Below are 18,107 nucleotides of genomic sequence, written 5' to 3' on the forward strand. Positions count from 1 at the left end.
CGATCCGGCGAGCGGATCCACCGACGGAGACGAAACCGCTGTTCACGGAGTTGGTGATGCGACCGGAGACCCCACGTTCCCGGTGAACGCCGCCCCGAGAGCACACACGACCAATCCTGCGTCACACCCGCCACGGGAGAATGCCTGTGCCGCGAAACACAGGACTACCAGTCAGTAACCTACGGAGCCGTAGGTTAGGCTTCGGGTGGGCCCGCAGCGGGGCGGACCGCGGGATGGAGGAGTGCAGCGTGTCGGAGGAACAGGCGCGGGGTACCGGGCGCACGGAGACCGACCGGAAGGACCGCGGGGCCCCGCGCGAGGGTGGGCGCGAACCGGGGTCCTACGCCCCCTCGGACGCGTCCGTGCCCGAGAGGGCCGCGGCGGCGGCCGAGGACCTGCTGGAGGCGGTCAAACCGCGGCTGCGCGGCTGGTTGCACCTGGGGACGGCTCCGCTCGCCCTGGCGGCGGGCATCGTCCTGGTGTCCCTGTCCCCCACCGTGCCCGCCATGATCGCCAGCGCCGTGTACGCGCTCAGCGCGGTGATGCTCTTCGCCACCTCGGCGGTCTACCACGTGGGGCGCTGGTCGCCGCGCGCGCAGAAGGTGCTGCGCCGCATGGACCACTCCAACATCTACCTGATCATCGCGGGCACCTACACGCCGTTCGTGCTGCTCGTGCTCGAAGGCACGCTGCGCACCGCCATGCTCGCGCTGATCTGGGGCGGGGCGATCGCCGGGGTCGGCTTCAAGATGCTGTGGCTCAACGCGCCGCGCTGGCTGTCCACCGCGCTGTACCTGGGCATCGGCTGGGTGGCGGTGCTGTTCATCCCCCAGCTGATCGGCGGCACCCACCCTGCGACGTGGATCCTCGTCCTGGTGGGCGGGGTGCTCTACAGCGTCGGTGCGGTGGTCTACGGGCTCAAGCGGCCCGACCCTGCGCCGCGCTGGTTCGGCTTCCACGAGATCTTCCACTCGCTGACCATCGCGGCGTTCGTCTGCCACTATGTCGCGGTGTCCTTCGTGGTCTACACCACGGGCTGAAAGAACAGGCACGGCGACGGAGCTGCCGTCCGCGGTCCGCACGACGGGCTGACAGGCCACGCCCCCGCGTTGCACCGGGCCCCTTCCGGGAGGAGGCCGGACCAGCGCGGGGGCGTGGCCGCCGCCCGGTTCAGGCGAAGCCGAACACCGGCGGGAACACCACCACGACCAGAGCCGCCCAGACCGCGTAGACCGGCAGGTAGGCCGTCTGCCACCGTTCGATCGCGGCGAACGGGCGGGTGCCCCGCACGAAACCCGCCATCAGCCACGCCGACCACGCCAGGTGCACCAGCAGCACGAGGTTGAGGCCGAGCGCGGCGGTCTTGTTGGCGGTGAACCCGAACTCGGCGATGCGGGTCAGCATCGCCGTCAGCGCGACGGCGTCCACCGCGAGCGCCGCCCCGACCAGCGCGAGCTGGAGCCAGTCGAACACGCCCGGCGGGGACAGCGGGGCGCGGGCGGAGACCGAGTACAGCAGCAGGAACAGGACCAGCACCAGAACGGCGTCCATGATGATGAGCAGTTCGCGGTCCACCGTGGTCAGCGGACCGTTCACCAGGAGCGCCACCAGGTCCGCGAGCAGCATCAGGACCGCCAGAGGCGTGAAGACCCGGGTGAGGACGGGCGCGATGTTCTCCACCACGCTCTTCTTGGCCTCCACCAGCCACGCGGCCACCAGGAGCGCGCCGGGCACGCCGAACGGCAGCAGCCAGTCCTCCATGAACGGTTCCAGGTCGACCTCCACCAGGGAGAGCACCCCGAAGGTGAGGCCGACCAGGACCGCGGACCCCAGCACGATCAGCGCCAGGTACATCACCAGTTCGCCCATGAACCGCACGAAGTCCATGCGCCGGTCGTGGGAGCGCCAGTGCCCGCCCGTGTGCAGGACGCCCACGAGCAGCCACAGCAGGACCGGGGCGTGCGTGAACGCGAGCACGGCGGTCATGCCGGGGCCCGGGAACTGCCCGGAGGCCGCCTCGAACGGGTAGAGGTTCACGGCCAGGGCCGGTACCGCCGCGACGGCGGCCAGCGCCGCGCACACGCGCCAGGTGACCCGCCGCTTCCAGGCGAACCACCCCGCCAGGAACGGGAGCACCACGAAGGCGACGTTGCGCAACTGCGCGAACTCGTCGTCGACCGCCGTGAACAGGAGCTTGACCGCCAGCCCCGCGCCGAGCGCGAACGCGAGCACCGTGCCGAGTTCGCGCCAGCGCGCGAGTCCGCCCGCCCCGTCCTCGGCCTCGGGGACGAGGACCAGCTGTTTCCAGAGCCGGTGGGAGTGCTCGCGCGCGAACTCCCGCGAAACCTCGTCCAGGTTGCCCATGCGCCGGACCGCGACGAGGAAGGCCTCCTCGTCGTCCAGGCCGCTCGCCCCTAGGTCGGCGATCTGCTCGCGCAGGTGGTCCTCCATCTCCTCGACGTCGGAGGGGGAGATGGCCCGGCGGCGGCACACGAAGCCGCGCCACTGGTCGATCTGCTCCTCCAGAACCCCACCGCGTGTGTTCCCGCTCATCAGGCGATCCCCCCCGCCGCGGCGTCCCCGAGGACCGGTGGGCGCGACGCGGCCTGCCACACCTGTTGGAGGGCGTCGGCGACGACTCCCCACTGCTTCCGCCGCTCGGCCAGCGTCTCCAGCCCGGCCTCCGTGATCGCGTAGTGCTTGCGGCGCCGCCCGGTCTCGGACGCGCCCCAGGACGCCCGGACGTAGCCGTTGCGCTCCAGGCGGTGCAGCAGGGGGTAGAGCATGCCGTCCGTCCACTGCATCCGGCCGTCGGAGAGCTCCTTGACGCGTTTGACGATGGCGTATCCGTAGGACTCGCCCTCGGCCAGGATGCCCAGGACGAGCGGTGTGGCCGACGCCGCGACCAGGTCCTTGTCGATGTGCACGCGCACTTCCTATACCTAGTTCCGCTAGGGTTAATTACCCTAGCAGAGCTAGGCATAGAAGAACGAGGTATCGAGTCCGGTCTCCGTCGGCGTCACGATTCGCTCACACGACAGGACAAGACACACCAAACGACCGCGTAACGCGCACCCCCTACCGCTAGGTTGAGAACCGGTTCCCGCGGTCGTGTGCGGCCGGGGGGCCGAAGAGGCGGCCGGAATCCAATCCCCCCGGGTCCGGCCGTCTCGCCGTGCCCTAAACCCCGAGCCCGCCCCTCAGGCGGTCGGCGGGAGGCCCGGCAGTCCGTCGACGCTGGCGGAGTTGCGGGTGAGCCGGTGGTCGTCGAAGTAGGCGGGGTCGCGGCGCTCGTGGTAGCGGTCCAACAGGTCCCGGTCGCCGCGCAGGTCCATCAGCGGCACGGAGAACCCGCAGGAGTCGGAGATACGCCGGACGTGGACCACGATGGCCGCGCGCTGGCCGAGGGTGCGCTCCTTGGGGAAGTGTGCGCGCAGTCCGTCGAACCCGGGCTCCTCCGGGAGCACGGCCCGGCCGGTGCCGTGGAGGCGGACGATGTTCGGCGGCCCGTCGAAGGCGCAGAACATCAGCACGATCCGACCGTTCTCCCGAAGGTGGGCGATGGTCTCGACACCGGAACCGGTGTAGTCGAGGTAGGCCACCCGGTGGTCGTCCAGCACGGCGAACGTCCCGCTCATCCCCTTGGGTGAGACGTTGACGTGGCCGTCTCCGGCGAGCGGTGCGGTGCCGACGAAGAAGACCGGCTGCGCGAGGAGGAAGCGCGCGAGCCGGTCATTGATGGCGTCATGGATGTTTCCCATGGCGCCGAGCCTCCCACCCCGCCGGTTCGGCGCCCTGGCCCGCCCCCGCCGGATGGGACGGCCCCCGGAAAGCACGAGGGCCGCCCTCCCCGGCGGGGGAAAGCGGCCCTCCTCGGTCCGGTGCCTAGCAGCCGGGCAGGCGCTCGAACAGGTAGGTCTCCACGCGGTCCAGGGACACGCGCTCCTGGGACATGGTGTCGCGCTCGCGCACGGTCACCGCGTCGTCCTCCAGGGTGTCGAAGTCCACCGTCACGCAGAAGGGGGTGCCGATCTCGTCCTGGCGGCGGTAGCGGCGGCCGATCGCACCGGCGTCGTCGAACTCCACGTTCCAGCGCTTGCGCAGCCTGGCGGCCAGGTCGCGGGCCTTGGGCGAGAGGTCGGCGTTGCGCGACAGCGGCAGCACCGCGGCCTTGACCGGGGCCAGGCGCGGGTCCAGGCGCATGACGGCGCGCTTCTCCAGCTTGCCCTTGGCGTTGGGCGCCTCGTCCACGTTGTAGGCGTCCAGCATGAACGTGAGCACCGCCCGGTCGACACCGGCCGCGGGCTCGATGACGTAGGGGATGTAGCGCTCGTTGCTCTCCTGGTCGAAGTAGGACAGGTCGGCGCCCGAGGCCTCGGAGTGGGTCCGCAGGTCGTAGTCGGTGCGGTTGGCGATGCCCTCCAGCTCGCCCCACTCCGAGCCCTGGAAGTTGAAGCGGTACTCGATGTCGACGGTGCGCTTGGAGTAGTGGGACAGCTTCTCCTGCGGGTGCTCGTACAGGCGCAGGTTGTCCTTGGCGATGCCCAGGTCGACGTACCACTGGTGGCGGATGTCGATCCAGTGCTGGTGCCACTCCTCGTCGCTGCCGGGCTTGACGAAGAACTCCATCTCCATCTGCTCGAACTCGCGGGTCCGGAAGATGAAGTTGCCCGGGGTGATCTCGTTGCGGAACGACTTGCCGATCTGGCCGATGCCGAAGGGCACCTTGCGGCGGGCGCTCTGCTCGACGTTCTTGTAGTTGATGAAGATGCCCTGGGCGGTCTCCGGGCGCAGGTAGGCCAGGCCCTTCTCGTCCTGGACCGGGCCCAGGTAGGTGCGCAGCAGGCCGTTGAACATGCGCGGCTCGGTGAAGGAGTCCTTGGCGCCGCAGTTGGGGCAGGCGATGGCGGCCAGGCCCTCGGCGGGCTCGTGGCCGTGCTTCTCCTCGTAGGCCTCGACGAGGTGGTCCGCCCGGAAGCGCTTGTGGCAGGACTGGCACTCGGTGAGCGGGTCGACGAAGGCCGTCACGTGGCCGGAGGCCTCCCAGACCTCGCGGGCCAGGATGACGCTGGAGTCCAGGCCGACGATGTCGTCGCGCTCCTGCACCATGGAGCGCCACCACTGGCGCTTGACGTTGTTCTTGAGCTCGACGCCGAGGGGGCCGTAGTCCCAGGCGGCTCGCAGACCCCCGTAGATCTCGCTGGAGGGGTAGACCAGACCTCGGCGCTTGGCGAGGTTGACCAGTGCGTCCATTGCCTCTGACTTGGCGGCCATGGGGAACTCTCCATCCGGCTGGGTGTCGGTGGATCGCGTGCGCGATACATCGGTTGGTGTGGAAACGCGGCGCCGCCGAAACCAGGGAGCGGCAACAGCGACGACCTCGTCCGTCCAGGCTAGAGCAACTAAGGGTGCACGCACGCACGTTTCGAGGGTGCGGCAACCCTCTTCAGGGGTGCGGAAACCGTCCCCGGAGGTGCGGAGACCGCCCCCAAGCGTGCGGAAACCGACCGGAGGGCTCAGGCCGGGGCCTCACCCCCGGTCACGAGTTCGAACGCGGTGGGTTCGTCGATGGCGCGCGAGAGCAGCGGCACGGCGTTGACCTTGACGTCGAAGTCGGACAGGGCCCTGCGGTAGAAGCCGGCGCCGTCCCACTCGGTGACCACGGTCCACAGGCAGGGGTCGTCCGCGGCGCGGCCCACCCGGTGGCCGCGGAAGCCGGGGCGGCGGGAGAGCACATCGATCGCGGCGGCGGCGTCGGTCTGGAAGGCCGCGGTGTCGGCCTCGGGCACGGAGTAGCGGGTGATGACGATCACGGTCCCATTGTGGCCCACCCGGGAGGCAGCCGGGCGGTTGTCCACAGGCGCGGATCCCGATCCGGGCGGCCCTCGTCCCGGGGTGCGGTCCCCGGGAGGCCCCGGAGGCCCGAGGCGCGACCCGGCGCCGTGTCCCGGGGGGACGCGGCCCCCGGGACACGGGTCCCGGATCACCCCCGGCCGAAGACCCGGTCCACCACGCGGGCCGCGGCCCGGCCGTCGTCGAGGGGGCAGAACCGCTCCACGAACGAGCGGTAGGCGTCCCCGCTGCGCCGGGCCACCTCGTCGATGTCCAGCAGGGCCTCGACGACCTGGTCGGACTCGGTCAGCAGCGGGCCCGGCGCGGTCTCCTCGAAGTCGAAGTAGAACCCGCGCAGGTTGTCCCGGTAGCTCTCCAGGTCGTAGGTGAAGAAGAGCATCGGCCGCCCTGTGTTGGCGAAGTCGAACATCATCGACGAGTAGTCCGTGATGAGCACGTCGGTGATGAGGAAGAGCTCCATGATCTCCGGGTAGAGGGACACGTCGTGGACGAAGTCCCTGCCCACGATGGGCACGCTGTCCACCACCCGCGGGTGCCTGCGCACCAGCAGCACGTGGTCGTCGCCGAGCTTGTCGTACATCCGGCGCAGGTCCAGGTGCAGGTCCAGCTTGTGCCTGCCGCGCGTGTAGTACTTGTCGTCGCGCCAGGTCGGCGCGTACAGGACCACCTTCCTGCCCTCGGGCAGGCCGAGCCTTCGCCGGGTGCGCTCGGCGACGGCCTCGCGGTCCGGGGCGAAGAAGATGTCGTTGCGCGGGTAGCCGGTCTCCAGCACCTCGCCCTCGAAGCGGAAGGCGCTGCGCAGGATCGGGGTCGCCCACGGGCTCGGCGAGACCAGGTAGTCCCACTGCGCGGTCTCCCAGGCGAGCTTGTCGAAGTAGTCGCGCGACTTGCCGCGGATGTTCTCGACGTCGAAGCCGATCCGCTTGAGCATCGAGCCGTGCCAGGTCTGCACGACCACCTGGTCGGGGTGGCGGTGGAACCACGGGGGCTGGCGGGAGTTGGTGACCAGGTAGCGGGTGCGGGCCAGCGCCTCGTAGTACTCCCGGCCCCGGTGCCGCACGGCGGTCAGGTCGTCGGGCAGGCGCACCTGGCCGTCGGCGACCAGCCACGACATCGGGTACCGCGCCCAGCGAGCCCTCCCCCGCAGCTCCGCGTAGACGCTCTGCGGGCTGTCGGAGTACTGGCGGCCGGTGTAGCTGTCGAAGAGCACGCCCTCGGCGACGGGCTCGCGGCGACGGGCCGGGTAGTGGCTCTCGCGCAGCTCGCGCTGGGCGAAGGTGCCTCGCTCGGCGGCGCGCAGGTCGCTGCCCACATGGAGCACGGGCGCACCGCGCCCCTGGCAGGACAGGGTGTAGGAGCGCTCGCCGGTCTGCATCTCCAGCGGCAGGTCGGGGAAGAGCGCGTCGGAGAACTCCACGCCCACGTCCGTCGCGTCGGCGCCGCCCACGGCGGCGTCGCCGACCCGGCCCCACAGCTGGTAGGCGCCCGCGGGCAGGGACAGCTCTCCGGACAGGGTGGGGACGTCGGCGGGGGCGAAGCGGGCCGTGAAGCGGCTGCCGGAGCGCTCCACCCGCAGCGGGTGCTCCTCGTCGCGGCCGCGCGCCCGGGCGACCAGGTCCAGGTCGGCGTCGGCGGAGAACTCCCCCTCCAGCAGCAGGGCGCGGCCCTCCCAGCGGGCGCGGTCGACCACGGGCCGGGCGTGCCCCGCGCGCAGCTTGAGGTGACCGGTCGCGGTGCGCAGCACGGCCAGCTCTCGGTGGCCGTCCTCGGCCGCGTAGGCGGCGGTGTCCGTCTCGTCGGGCAGGATCAGGGCGACCGCCTGGCCGTCCGGGGTCACCAGGTGGACGTCCCACTCCTCCTGGCGGATCACGCCGCCGCACTCGGCGACGCCGCGGTCGAAGAGCTCGTCGGCTCGCACGCGGGCGGTGACGCGGCCGCCGTGGACGGTGGCCGGGTAGGTGAGCGCGGCGGTGCCGGGGCGGCGGGTCAGGCGCAGCCCGGTGGCCTCGGCCGCGGGCGCGGACACCAGTTCGCCCTCCAGCTCCAGCACACCGGTGCGTGCGTCGAAGCGGTGCTCGGCCACGCGCGCGCGGGCCGGTTCGACGCTGATCAGCAGCTGGCGGTCCCTGCTCCAGTGCGGGCGCACCCACACGTCCCCGTCCACGCGGTGGTAGCCGGGGCGCTCGGGCGGCCCGGGGACGGGGTTGGCGACGATCCTGCGGCGGGTGATCCCGCGGTTGAGGACGACCAGCTCCAGTTTCCAGTCGCCGGGCTCCCACCCGCCGGAGGAGCGCAGCTTGCGGGGGTCGACGATGACGGTGAAGCCCCCGTGGTCGTGGCGGGCGGCGTCGATGACGTCGGGGAGGCGGTACTCGGCGGCGAGCCGCACGCGCACGGGCACGCGGACGCGGCGGCGGGTGGAGGTGTTGACCGCGAAGGCCGCCAGGTGCTGCTGCCAGCGTCTGCGGGCGCGCAGGTGGCGGATGCCGACACGGCCGCTGACGTGCAGGCGGCCGTTCGACCAGCGGACGTCCTCGGTCTTCTGGCGGACCCGGATGTCCTCGCCGAGCCGGTACACCTCGCGCGGCACCGCCCGTTCGGGGTCCTGCGACTCGAAGAAGGGGTAGCGGACGTAGTAGCCCAGGCCCCGCCGCACGACGCTGGCCTTCTTGATCTCGACGCTCTTGGCGAAGGTCGCGACCTCCAGGACGTCGGCCGTGCGCCGTCTGCGCACCAGGTGGTACAGGAGGCGGTCGAGCACGTTGAGGCCGCGCAGGATGCGCGCGGGCACGTGGTCGAGGTAGGCGTTGAGCAGGTCGACGGCGGCCTCGCGGGCCTCCTCCCCGGCGTCGTCCAGGCGCAGCAGGAGCTGGTGCAGCTCGCCGCCGAGCAGGGTGCGGTCCCACAGTTCCCTGTCGGCGCTGGCGAGGCCGGCGGCGAGGTCGCCCATGGCGGTGAGGCGCCGGGTGAGCGCGGCCTTGTCCAGGGACGGGCGGGCGGCCTCGCGGCGGCGCATGAGCAGGACGGGGCCGGGCAGGGTGTCCACGGTCTCCGCGGACAGGGCGGCCCGGCGCAGGCCCAGGTCCGCGTCCTCGGGGTCCAGGGAGTGGTGGGGCAGGGAGTTCCAGAACTCCCGGCGCCAGAGCTTGTTGCCCAGGGTGGCGTCGGCGGCGAGTCCGGGGACGGCGCGGGGGTCCTCCGCCATGCGGTGCCTTCCGCAGTACCTGCGGTGCGCCTTGGAGGGGGAGGCGCCCAGTTCGTCGAACCTGTACGCGTTGCCGACGACCAGGTCCGAGCGGGTGTCGCCCGCGCTGCGCAGGAGGTAGGCCAGGGCGTAGCCGGTGAGGGCGTCGGAGCCCTCCAGGAAGAGCAGGTGGGTGCCGTGCGCGGCGGCGGCGCCGCGGGCGCGGGCGGCGGGGCGGTCGGGGGCGGGCTCGCCGGTCAGGAGCGTGGCGGTGAGGCCGGGCGGCGGTGAGGCGGCGAACGCGGCGGCCAGGGCGAGCGCGTCCTCGCGGGCGGGTTCGACGGCCTCGTCCCCCTGCTCGTTCTCCTCCCCGCGGGCGTCGGCCCCGGCGTTCTCGGCGGGGTCCTCGTCGCCTCCGTTGTCGGTGTCGGTGCTCTCGGAGGCGGACCCGTCCTCGGTCCCGGCGCCTTCGGCGCTGAGGCGGTCGCCGTCGCGTACGGGGACCAGGACCACCTGCGCGTCCGCCCGGTGCTCGCCGGTCCCGCCGTCGTCGCGTTGGCGGGCCAGGGAGTCGAGGCAGTGCTGCAGGTGGGGCTCGGTGACGTCGAACGTCACGATGACAGTGGCTTCGGGCACGGAAGTTGACACCCTCCGGAGGGTTCGACGGGCCGCGCGGGCGACTGGGCGCGCTGGCCGCGTACATCAGACGACTGACGACTGCGAGTGTGGATTTTGTGACTCAGAGTCAACACGGTACCGATGGCTGTGCGCCACGCGGAAGGCGGGAGGGGGTGTTCGGCGCAGCAGCGCCGGCGCCCGGCGGCGGGCCGGGGTCCTGCACTAGGGTTCAGGACACAAGTATCACAGGCCCGGTGGCCCGCCGCCCACCTCTTTCGGGATGGGCGCGCCCCCGCGCGGGCCTGTCCGGCGGCGGCACGGACCAGAAGCGGACACGGACAGCATGGCCCCTCCCGAACACGGTGACGAGAAGCGGCGTCCAGACCAGGACCGACCCCGGCGCGAGGGGGGATCCCCCCTCGCGAGGAGGGCGGGCGGACTGCGCAGGGCGGTGGAGGAGCGCAGCGCGGTGCCCCTCGTGTGGCTGCACCAGGGCCCCCGGTGGCTGGCGCCGCTGGTGGTGGGCGCCCTGTTCATCGCGGGGCTGGTGGCGCCCGGCCCGGTCGGCGCGGTGTGCCTGCTGCTGGTCGCCGCGTTCGTCGCGTGGCTGGCGTTCCTGACCTGGCCGTCCCTCGGCGGCCAGCCGCGGGCCGCGCGGGTGCTCATGGTGGTGGTCGTGCTGGTGCTGGCCGTGGCGCGAATCCTGGGCTACTGAGACGACCGCACCGAAAAGATCACGAATCCGCCATATTTTGACAATCATTTTCGTTTTCGTGATAATGGAACCGTGTCTGACCAGTTCACGGCCGTCGCGGGCGACGCGCCGCCCGCATTCCAGGCCGTCGACGCGCGCGTGGCCTACGACGGCGTCCCCGTACTCGACGGTGTGAGCCTCGACGTGCCCGCGGGCCAGACGATGGCCGTCCTGGGCCCCAACGGCTCCGGCAAGTCCACCCTGATGCGCTCGATGCTGGGCATCGTGCCCCTGACCTCCGGCGAGGTCCTGGTGCACGGCGTCCCGCTGCGCCGGTTCCGCGCCTGGCGGCGGATCGGCTACGTGCCCCAGCGGCTCACCGCCGGGGGCGCCGTCCCCGCAACCGTCCGCGAGATCGTCGCCTCCGGCCAGGTCGCCTCGCGCCGACGCCTGTCCCTGCCCACCCGCGCCGACCGCGCGGCCGTGGACGAGGCCCTGGAGACCGTCGGGCTGGCCGACCGGGGCCGCCACGCGGTGCGCGAGCTCTCCGGCGGCCAGCAGCAGCGCGTGCTCATCGCCCGCGCCCTGGCCGGTCGGCCCGACACCTTCGTCATGGACGAGCCCATGGCCGGTGTGGACGCCGAGAACCAGCGCGCGCTGGCCGAGACCATCGCCCGCCTGCGCGGGCGCGGCGCGACCGTGGTCCTGGTGCTGCACGAACTGGGCCCCCTGGAGAACGTGATCGAGCGCGCAGTGGTGCTGGAGTCGGGCCGCGTGGTGCACGACGGCGCCGCGCCCGCGCCCACCGGCGCGTGCGCCCGGCCCGGACACGAGCACCAGCACCCCCACCCCGACCCCAACGCTCCCGACTCCGCGGGCTCCACGGCCGCGGAGATGATCCGACTCGAGGTACCCGGCCGTGACTGAGCTGCTCCACTACGAGTTCATGCGGCGCGCGCTGGTCGCGGCGGTGCTCGTGGGCCTGGTCACCCCGATCATCGGCACCTACCTCGTCCAGCGGCGCCTGGCCCTGCTGGGCGACGGGATCGGCCACGTCGCCCTGACCGGGGTGGCGCTGGGCCTGCTCACCAGCACCTCGCCGGTGCTCACCGCGGCCGTGGTGGCCACACTGGGCGCCGTGCTCATCGAACTGGTGCGGGTGCGCGCCCGCACGAGCGGGGACGTGGCCCTGGCGCTGCTGTTCTACGGCGGCATCGCCGGTGGCGTGCTGCTCATCGGGCTCACGCCCAGGGCGAGCAACGCCACGCTGGTCTCCTACCTGTTCGGCTCGGTGAGCACGGTGGAGGAGTCCGACCTGTGGGTGGTGGGCGTGCTCACCGCCGGGGTGATCGCGGTGGTGGCGGTCTTCGGCCGCGAGCTGTTCGTGCTGTGCCAGGACGAGGAGGTGGCGCGGGCCCACGGGCTGCCGGTGCGCTTCCTGAGCGTGCTGCTGGCCGTGACCGCCGCGCTGACGGTGGTGATCGCGATGCGCGTGGTGGGCGTGCTCATGGTGAGCGCGCTGATGATCGTCCCGGTCGCCGCCGCCCAGCAGCTCACCAGGAGCTTCCGGGTGACGATGGTCCTGGCCGTGCTGATCGGACTGCTGTCCTCGGTGGGCGGCCTGACCACGTCCTTCTACGCCGAACTCTCCCCCGGCGCGACGATCGTGCTGCTGGCACTGGCCGCCTTCGGCCTGGCCGTGGCGGTCGGCGGCGTGCTGCGCCGCGCCTCGGGGCGCCGCTCCGCGGCGGCCTTCGATCCCGCAGGTGGGAGTCCGACCGGTACGATGCCCCAGACTGAGCGGGGGAGGGTGAGACCATGAGTACACGACGCGAAGCGGTCCGCGAGGCGCTGACCGGTTCCGACGGTTTCCGCAGCGCCCAGGACCTGTACGCGGACCTGCGCGCCGACGGTTCCAAGATCGGCCTGACCACCGTCTACCGGGCGCTCCAGGCGATGAGCGACTCCGGTGAGGTGGACGTGCTGCGCACCGACGAGGGCGAGGCCGTCTACCGGGCGTGCGGTACCGAGAGCCACCACCACCACATCGTGTGCCGGGTGTGCGCGACCGCGGTGGAGATCGAGGGGCCCACTGTGGAGAAGTGGGCCGCCGAGATGGGCGCCAAGCACGGCTTCACCGGTGTGACGCACACCGTGGAGGTCTTCGGGACCTGCGCCAACTGCTCCTAGGCGGGGGCGGCCGGGCGCTGTCGGGGCCGCCCCCGCCCGGCGGGTCCGCGCCCGGAGCGCCGACGCGTCGTGCGCGAGGCGCCCCGCGGGGCGTCAGTCCCGGCGCAGCGGGTCCAGGCTGGGGCGTTTGGGGCTGACGTTGTCCCCCGAGGAGCGACCGGTGAGGCGGCGGCCGATCCACGGCACCAGGAACTCGCGCGCCCAGTGCAGGTCCTCCTGACGGGCGGAGCGCCAGTCGCGGGGGTCGGCGGGCGGCCACGGCTGCTTCCAGTCGCCCTCCACGGGCACTCCGAGCACCTCGGCCACGCGCAGCGCCATACGGCGGTGGCCCTCCGGGGACAGGTGCAGGCGGTCCCAGCTCCAGGCGCGGGCGTCGTCCAGGACCCGCATGCTCCACACGTCCACGACGTCGCAGCCGTAGCGGTCGGCGATGGCGCGCAGGTGCATGTTGTACGTGGCGATCCGGCCGCGCATGTGGCGCATCACGGGCTGCCAGTTGGTGTCGAACCCGGTGAAGACCACGATGCGCGCGCCGGTCCGGCTGAGCTCCTCCACAGCCGCGGCGAAGGCCACGGCCACGGCGTCGGGGTCGCTGCCGGGGCGGATGATGTCGTTGCCGCCCGCGCACAGCGTGATCAGGTCCGGCGAGAGCTCCACCGCGCGGGGGACCTGCTCCTCGGCGATCTGGCCGATGAGCTTGCCGCGCACCGCGAGGTTGGCGTAGCGCACCTCGGCGACGTGGTCGGCGAGGTGTTCGGCCAGACGGTCGGCCCACCCCCGGTAGCGGCCGTCGGGCGCGCCGCCGCCGTCCGGGTAGGGGTCGCTCATGCCCTCGGTGAAGCTGTCACCGAGGGCGACGTAGGACAGGATGTCCTGGTGCACCAAGTTCGTCCCAAAACCGCTCATAGTGCCCGATCATCCAACTCCGCGCCAGGGTTACGCGACAGTAGGTTGATCGTTTCCGGCGTTTTGGGAGCCACCTCACACCGGGACGGCCGCGGTCAGCGGTCCTTGGTGATCCGGGACAGCTCCGGGCGCTTGGCCGTGACCGTGTCACCGGAGGAGCGCCCCGTCAGGCGGCGGCCGATCCACGGGCCGAGCGACTCCCTGACCCAGGTCAGGTCCTCCCGGCGCGCGCGGGCCCAGCCGACCGGTTCACTGTGCGGCCACGGCTCGTCCCAGCGCTCCGTCACCGGCACGCCCAGCACCTCGGCCACGCGCAGCGCCAGGCGGCGGTGCCCCTCGGGGGACATGTGCAGCCGGTCCTCGTCCCAGGCGCGGGGGTCGGTGAGCACATGCATCGGCCACTGGTCCACCAGGAGGCAGCCGTGCTTGTCGGCGACGGCGCGCACGTGCATGTAGTAGCGCGCGAACAGGCCGATGGTGCCGCGCATGTAACCAGTGGTGACGTTGACGCCGGTGAAGAGCACGACCTGGCTCCCCGCGGCGCGCAGGCGGCCCACCGTGTGGTCCAGGATCCTGGCCATCCGCTCGGGGTCCCCGCCCGGGCGCAGCAGGTCGTTGCCGCCCGCGCTCAGGGTGACCAGGTCCGGGGACATCTCCAGGACGGGCGGGAGCTGGTCGGTGACGATCTGGCGCATGAGCTTGCCGCGCACCGCCAGGTTCGCGTACAGGACCTCGCCCAGGTCGTCCGCCAGGTGCTCGGCCAGCCGGTCGGCCCAGCCGCGGAAGCCCGCGCCCGGCTCAGGGTAGGGGTCCCCCACGCCCTCGGTGAAGCTGTCCCCCACCGAGACGAGCGACATGCCCGGCCTGAGCAGCGGACCGTCCGAACCTGCCATCACTTCTTCTCCTCCGCCACGGGGTTGGGCACGGCACCGCCGTAGCGGCGGTCCCGGCTCGCGTAGATCTCACAGGCCCGCCACAGGTCGCGGCGGTCGAAGTCGGGCCAGAGCGTGTCCAGGAAGACGAACTCGGCGTAGGCGGACTGCCAGAGGAGGAAGTTGGACGTGCGCTGCTCGCCGGAGGAGCGCACGAACAGGTCCACGGGCGGCACGTCGGGGGCGTAGAGGTACTGGGCGAGGGTGTCCTCGGTGATCTTCTCCGGGGAGATCAGGCCCGCCGCCGCCCTGCGGGCCAGCTCGCGCGCGGCGTCGACGATCTCGGCCTGGCCGCCGTAGTTAACGCAGAACTGGAGGGTGAGGGCGGTGTTGTCCCTGGTCATCTCCTCCGCGTCCTGGAGTTCGCGGATGACGCTCTTCCACAGCCGCCCCGCGCGCCCGGCCCACTTGACGCGGACCCCCCGCGCGTGCAGCTCGTCGCGGCGCCTGCGGATGGTGTCGCGGTTGAAGCCCATGAGGAAGCGCACCTCGTCGGGCGAGCGCTTCCAGTTCTCGGTGGAGAAGGCGTAGGCGGACAGGTTGGCCACGCCCATCTCCAGGGCGCCCTCGATCACGTCGAAGAGCGAGGACTCACCGGCCTTGTGCCCCTCGGTGCGCGCCAGCCCGCGCTCCTTGGCCCAACGGCCGTTGCCGTCCATGACCACGGCCACGTGCCGGGGCACCAGCTGGGCGGGGAGCTCGGGGGGACGCGCGCCGCTGGGGTGCGGAACGGGCGCGGAGTACTCCCGCCGTTTACCGGTGTCGAAGCTGAACAGACTCAAGAACGCTCCACATGGCGCAGTGATCGGATTCCGTTTTCCAGGTGCCACTGTAGGTAGGCCGCGACCAGCCCGCTGCACTCGGAGCGCTGCCTGTCCTCGCTGGCGTCCGCGCTCTCCCAGTCCCCTCCGAGCAGCGCCGACATGAGTCGGAGCGTGTCCGGTGACGGGTGCACGGAGCCGTGGGGACGGCACACCGTGCAGACCATACCTCCGGCGTGGACCGCGAACGCGCGGTGCTCCCCCCGGCTGCCGCAGCGGGCGCACTCGGCCAGGGAGGGCGCGTACCCGGCGACCGCGAGCGAGCGCAGCAGGTAGGCGTCCAGGACCAGCCGGGAGTCGTGGCTCCCCTCGCCCAGGGTACGCAGCGCGCCGATGAGCAGGAGGAACTGGCGCAGCGCCGGGTCCTTCTCGACCGAGACGACCTTCTCCGCGGTCTCCAGCATCGCGGTGGCGGCGGTGTAGCGGGAGTAGTCCGACACCACCGCCTCGCCGTAGGCCCGCACGGTCTCGGCCTGGGTGATCACGTCCAGCGTGCGGCCCGCGTGCAGCTGGAGGTCGACGTGGGTGCACGGCTCCAGGCGGGCGCCGAAGCGGGACTTGGTGCGGCGCACCCCCTTGCCGACGGCGCGGACCAGGCCGGTGCGCCGGGTCAGGAGGGTGATGATGCGGTCGGCCTCGCCCAGCTTCTGGTTGCGCAGGACGACACCCTCGTCGCGGTAGAGACTCACACCCCCATTGTCGCGGATGCCGCGGACCGTCCACGCGGACGGTGCAGCACGAAACCCCTCTATGACCAGCTTTATTACAGTTTGGTTTCCCTTTTTGCGACATTTGCTCTACTCTCACGCGCTAGGCGCTCCGCGTCGGGCCCGCCGCCCTTCCCCCGCGGCACTCTCCCGGAGCAGCCGCGCGCATCCCGCGCGCTCCCCGACACGGGTTCACCCGAGACCCGCGGGGCACGAGCGAGGGCCGCCCGGAGCGCGGACCCCGCGCGAGCGGCGCCCCGTCGCGCCCGTGCCCCGACGTCCCACTTCCCGAGGAGGGCCCCATGGCGCGTGGTCGCCGAGGCAGGCGCAGGAAGAGCGCCGACCGACACCGCCGCACCGGGCGCGGATTGCGCTCGATACCGCTCGCGGTGCCCATGGCCGCGGTCCCCGTCGGCCTGGTCGTGGCGGGCGCACTGCTGTTCACCGGCGCGGAGACCGGCCTCAGCCCCTTCCAGAACGCGGCGGACGGCCAGGCTCGGGAGGGAGGGCTCGGCACCGCGGTCACCGACGACTCGCTCGTGCCCGAGGCCTCCGAGGACGCCGACTTCTTCGCCTCGCCCACCGCGGCGCCGGAGCGGGAGCCCGCGCCCTCCGGGGAGGGCGGCGAGCCGCAGAGCGCGCAGGCCTCCTCCCTGGCCGAGGAAGGCGGGGACGAGGACACCGGTGGAGGTGACGGCGGCGGCTCGGAGTCCGGCGATGGCGGCGGCTCGGGCGGCGGTGACGGCGGAGGCAACGGCGGTGGCGGTGGCGGCGACAGCGGTTTCGACGCCCCCTCGGCCGGGTCGACCGACCAGGTCGTGACCCTGGTCAACGCCCAGCGCGCGGACGCCGGCTGCGGCCCGCTGCGGGTGGACTCGCGGCTGACCGCCGCCGCCCAGGAGCACAGCGAGGACATGGACCGGCGCGACTACATGAGCCACGAGAGCCCCGAGGGCGAGGGCCCCGGGGACCGGGCCGACCGCCACGGCTACGACGCCTGGGGCGCGGAGAACGTCGCCAAGGGGCAGACCAGCCCCCAGCAGGTGATGGACGCCTGGATGAACAGCGACGGGCACCGCAGGAACATCCTCAACTGCGACCTGGTCGCGATCGGCGTCGGCGAGTCCGGCAGCGCCTGGACCCAGATGTTCGGCTGGGAGTGACCTCCGGCTCGCGCACGCGGGGACGTCCTCCCCTCCCGGGAGGACGTCCCCGCGTGCGCGAGCGGAGTGCTGCTGCCGGGCCGCGCTGGAGGCCGGGCGCACGCGCGCGGTCAGCGGCTCGAAGGGCGTGCCGCCCCGTTCGCCCTCCCGGAGGCCTCGGCGGACGCGTCGGCGCCGACCGGTAGTGTGGACCGCCGTCGCGACCCTTCGCGGCCCGACGGGAGGTGGCCCTGTGCGCGAGCTGAGTGAACTGGTCGAGGTGGACGAACCCGCCTGGCCGCTGCTGTCCGAACGCCTGGAGCGGGGCGGGGCCGCCGTACGGGCCCTGCCCGTCGACCCCGAGCGGGGCCGCACGTGCCTGCACCGCCTCCAGGTGACCGCGCGGTCCTTCCTGGGCGCGATGGCGCTGGAGTCCGGCGGCCTGATCCTCGACGGCGGGTGGCTGCGCGTCCACGGCGGCGGCGGAGCCGAGCTGCCCGGTCTGGGCGAGGTCAACGACCTGAGCGCGGCGGTGGTGTACGGCCCGCCGCCGCGGCTGGTGGTCGCCCACGACGTGCTGGGCGGGGTGTTCGCCCTCAACGGGCCCGCGGCGGAGGGCGGGGACTATCCCGGCAGGCCCGGGGAGATGGTCTACTTCGCGCCCGACTCCCTGGAGTGGGAGCCGCTGGAGACGGCCTACTCCGGCTGGCTGCTGTGGCTGCTGGACGGCCACCTGGAGGACTTCTACCGCGCCCTGCGCTGGCCGGGCTGGCGCGAGGAGGCCGAGGCGCTGGACCTGGCGCGGGGGCTGTCGCTGCGCCCCTCCCCCTGGACGGCCGAGGCGCGCCAGGACATGGCCGCGACCTCGCGCAGACCGGTCGCGCTGGGCGAGCTGGCCGGCGCGCACCGGGAGTCGTGCGCGACCCTGGGCCTGCCCGACCCCGGGCCGTTCGGCCTGCTCTAGGTCGTGTTCCTCGGAGCGTTCCCGGCCCGCGCGACCACCGGGCTGCCTCTCGCTGCGCCGGTTTGGCTTGAGAAGCCGATCAGGCCGACCTGCGCG

17 protein-coding genes are annotated in these 18,107 nt (G+C 72.6%); 7 read left to right on the forward strand and 10 right to left on the reverse strand.

Features of this window, described 5'->3' with window-relative positions:
• Window positions 1-233: 233 nt before the first annotated feature.
• Complete coding sequence (gene trhA / locus KGD83_RS22005; protein WP_212640963.1) at window positions 234-1,040, forward strand: PAQR family membrane homeostasis protein TrhA; 807 nt, start codon at window positions 234-236, stop codon at window positions 1,038-1,040.
• A gap of 130 nt (window positions 1,041-1,170) precedes the next feature.
• Here the strand turns inward: trhA and KGD83_RS22010 are convergent, their stop codons facing one another.
• The 6 genes from KGD83_RS22010 to KGD83_RS22035 all read right to left on the reverse strand — a co-directional run bounded on the left by KGD83_RS22010 (window position 1,171) and on the right by KGD83_RS22035 (window position 9,673).
• Window positions 1,171-2,553 carry a permease prefix domain 1-containing protein gene (locus KGD83_RS22010; RefSeq protein ID WP_212640964.1) on the reverse strand — a complete coding sequence of 461 codons (1,383 nt, stop codon included), beginning with the start codon at window positions 2,551-2,553 and terminating at the stop codon, window positions 1,171-1,173.
• A complete protein-coding gene (locus KGD83_RS22015) occupies window positions 2,553-2,927 on the reverse strand; it encodes a PadR family transcriptional regulator (protein WP_061078415.1) in 375 nt (124 codons plus the stop codon). The genes KGD83_RS22010 and KGD83_RS22015 overlap by 1 nt, the downstream gene beginning before the upstream one ends.
• 273 nt (window positions 2,928-3,200) lie before the next feature.
• A complete protein-coding gene (locus tag KGD83_RS22020; RefSeq protein ID WP_212640965.1) occupies window positions 3,201-3,761 on the reverse strand; it encodes a pyridoxamine 5'-phosphate oxidase family protein in 561 nt (186 codons plus the stop codon).
• A gap of 124 nt (window positions 3,762-3,885) precedes the next feature.
• Complete coding sequence (locus tag KGD83_RS22025; protein ID WP_212640966.1) at window positions 3,886-5,274, reverse strand: glycine--tRNA ligase; 1,389 nt, start codon at window positions 5,272-5,274, stop codon at window positions 3,886-3,888.
• 242 nt (window positions 5,275-5,516) lie between these two features.
• Window positions 5,517-5,813, reverse strand: coding sequence for an antibiotic biosynthesis monooxygenase family protein (locus KGD83_RS22030; RefSeq protein ID WP_212640967.1), 297 nt, complete (start codon window positions 5,811-5,813; stop codon window positions 5,517-5,519).
• A 170-nt stretch (window positions 5,814-5,983) separates the two neighbouring features.
• Window positions 5,984-9,673, reverse strand: a complete 3,690-nt coding sequence (locus KGD83_RS22035; RefSeq protein ID WP_212640968.1) for a CDP-glycerol glycerophosphotransferase family protein — start codon at window positions 9,671-9,673, stop codon at window positions 5,984-5,986.
• A gap of 325 nt (window positions 9,674-9,998) precedes the next feature.
• Here KGD83_RS22035 and KGD83_RS22040 point away from each other — a divergent pair, with 325 nt between their 5' ends.
• From KGD83_RS22040 to KGD83_RS22055, 4 genes are all read left to right on the forward strand, one after another.
• Window positions 9,999-10,370 carry a DUF6703 family protein gene (locus tag KGD83_RS22040; RefSeq protein WP_212640969.1) on the forward strand — a complete coding sequence of 124 codons (372 nt, stop codon included), beginning with the start codon at window positions 9,999-10,001 and terminating at the stop codon, window positions 10,368-10,370.
• 72 nt (window positions 10,371-10,442) lie between these two features.
• Window positions 10,443-11,276 (forward strand): metal ABC transporter ATP-binding protein, encoded by an 834-nt coding sequence (locus KGD83_RS22045; RefSeq protein ID WP_212640970.1) that lies wholly within the window; start codon window positions 10,443-10,445, stop codon window positions 11,274-11,276.
• Window positions 11,269-12,171: a metal ABC transporter permease gene (locus KGD83_RS22050; RefSeq protein WP_212640971.1), complete on the forward strand. Its 903-nt coding sequence runs from the start codon at window positions 11,269-11,271 to the stop codon at window positions 12,169-12,171. The genes KGD83_RS22045 and KGD83_RS22050 overlap by 8 nt, the downstream gene beginning before the upstream one ends.
• Window positions 12,168-12,539, forward strand: a complete 372-nt coding sequence (locus KGD83_RS22055) for a Fur family transcriptional regulator (RefSeq protein WP_212640972.1) — start codon at window positions 12,168-12,170, stop codon at window positions 12,537-12,539. The genes KGD83_RS22050 and KGD83_RS22055 overlap by 4 nt, the downstream gene beginning before the upstream one ends.
• Window positions 12,540-12,632: 93 nt before the next feature.
• On the opposite strand, the gene KGD83_RS22060 is transcribed toward KGD83_RS22055, so the two are convergent.
• The 4 genes from KGD83_RS22060 to recO form a co-directional block, all read right to left on the reverse strand.
• Entirely contained in the window at window positions 12,633-13,445 is an 813-nt protein-coding gene (locus KGD83_RS22060; RefSeq protein WP_212640973.1) for an SGNH/GDSL hydrolase family protein, read from the reverse strand.
• Window positions 13,446-13,540: 95 nt separating this feature from the next.
• Entirely contained in the window at window positions 13,541-14,338 is a 798-nt protein-coding gene (locus KGD83_RS22065) for an SGNH/GDSL hydrolase family protein (RefSeq protein WP_212640974.1), read from the reverse strand.
• Window positions 14,338-15,159, reverse strand: a complete 822-nt coding sequence (locus KGD83_RS22070; RefSeq protein WP_212640975.1) for an isoprenyl transferase — start codon at window positions 15,157-15,159, stop codon at window positions 14,338-14,340. The genes KGD83_RS22065 and KGD83_RS22070 overlap by 1 nt, the downstream gene beginning before the upstream one ends.
• Window positions 15,156-15,887 (reverse strand): DNA repair protein RecO, encoded by a 732-nt coding sequence (gene recO / locus KGD83_RS22075; protein ID WP_212640976.1) that lies wholly within the window; start codon window positions 15,885-15,887, stop codon window positions 15,156-15,158. Before recO ends, KGD83_RS22070 begins: the two co-directional genes overlap by 4 nt.
• A 320-nt stretch (window positions 15,888-16,207) precedes the next feature.
• Between recO and KGD83_RS22080 the strand changes: the two genes are divergently transcribed.
• Window positions 16,208-17,068: a CAP domain-containing protein gene (locus tag KGD83_RS22080; RefSeq protein ID WP_249351990.1), complete on the forward strand. Its 861-nt coding sequence runs from the start codon at window positions 16,208-16,210 to the stop codon at window positions 17,066-17,068.
• A gap of 232 nt (window positions 17,069-17,300) precedes the next feature.
• Window positions 17,301-18,011 (forward strand): DUF2625 domain-containing protein, encoded by a 711-nt coding sequence (locus tag KGD83_RS22085; RefSeq protein WP_212640977.1) that lies wholly within the window; start codon window positions 17,301-17,303, stop codon window positions 18,009-18,011.
• Window positions 18,012-18,107: the final 96 nt, after the last annotated feature.

This window comes from Nocardiopsis akebiae (assembly GCF_018316795.1).
Lineage (GTDB): Bacteria > Actinomycetota > Actinomycetes > Streptosporangiales > Streptosporangiaceae > Nocardiopsis > Nocardiopsis dassonvillei.

Excerpts from the sequence above, each read along its gene's own strand:
- trhA (WP_212640963.1), top strand. The coding sequence starts at position 234 with ATGGAGGAGTGCAGCGTGTCGGAGGAACAGGCGCGGGGTACCGGGCGC.
- KGD83_RS22010 (WP_212640964.1), bottom strand. The coding sequence starts at position 2,553 with ATGAGCGGGAACACACGCGGTGGGGTTCTGGAGGAGCAGATCGACCAG.
- KGD83_RS22020 (WP_212640965.1), bottom strand. The coding sequence starts at position 3,761 with ATGGGAAACATCCATGACGCCATCAATGACCGGCTCGCGCGCTTCCTC.
- KGD83_RS22025 (WP_212640966.1), bottom strand. The coding sequence starts at position 5,274 with ATGGCCGCCAAGTCAGAGGCAATGGACGCACTGGTCAACCTCGCCAAG.
- KGD83_RS22040 (WP_212640969.1), top strand. The coding sequence starts at position 9,999 with ATGGCCCCTCCCGAACACGGTGACGAGAAGCGGCGTCCAGACCAGGAC.
- KGD83_RS22055 (WP_212640972.1), top strand. The coding sequence starts at position 12,168 with ATGAGTACACGACGCGAAGCGGTCCGCGAGGCGCTGACCGGTTCCGAC.
- KGD83_RS22060 (WP_212640973.1), bottom strand. The coding sequence starts at position 13,445 with ATGAGCGGTTTTGGGACGAACTTGGTGCACCAGGACATCCTGTCCTAC.
- KGD83_RS22065 (WP_212640974.1), bottom strand. The coding sequence starts at position 14,338 with ATGGCAGGTTCGGACGGTCCGCTGCTCAGGCCGGGCATGTCGCTCGTC.
- KGD83_RS22080 (WP_249351990.1), top strand. The coding sequence starts at position 16,208 with ATGGCGCGTGGTCGCCGAGGCAGGCGCAGGAAGAGCGCCGACCGACAC.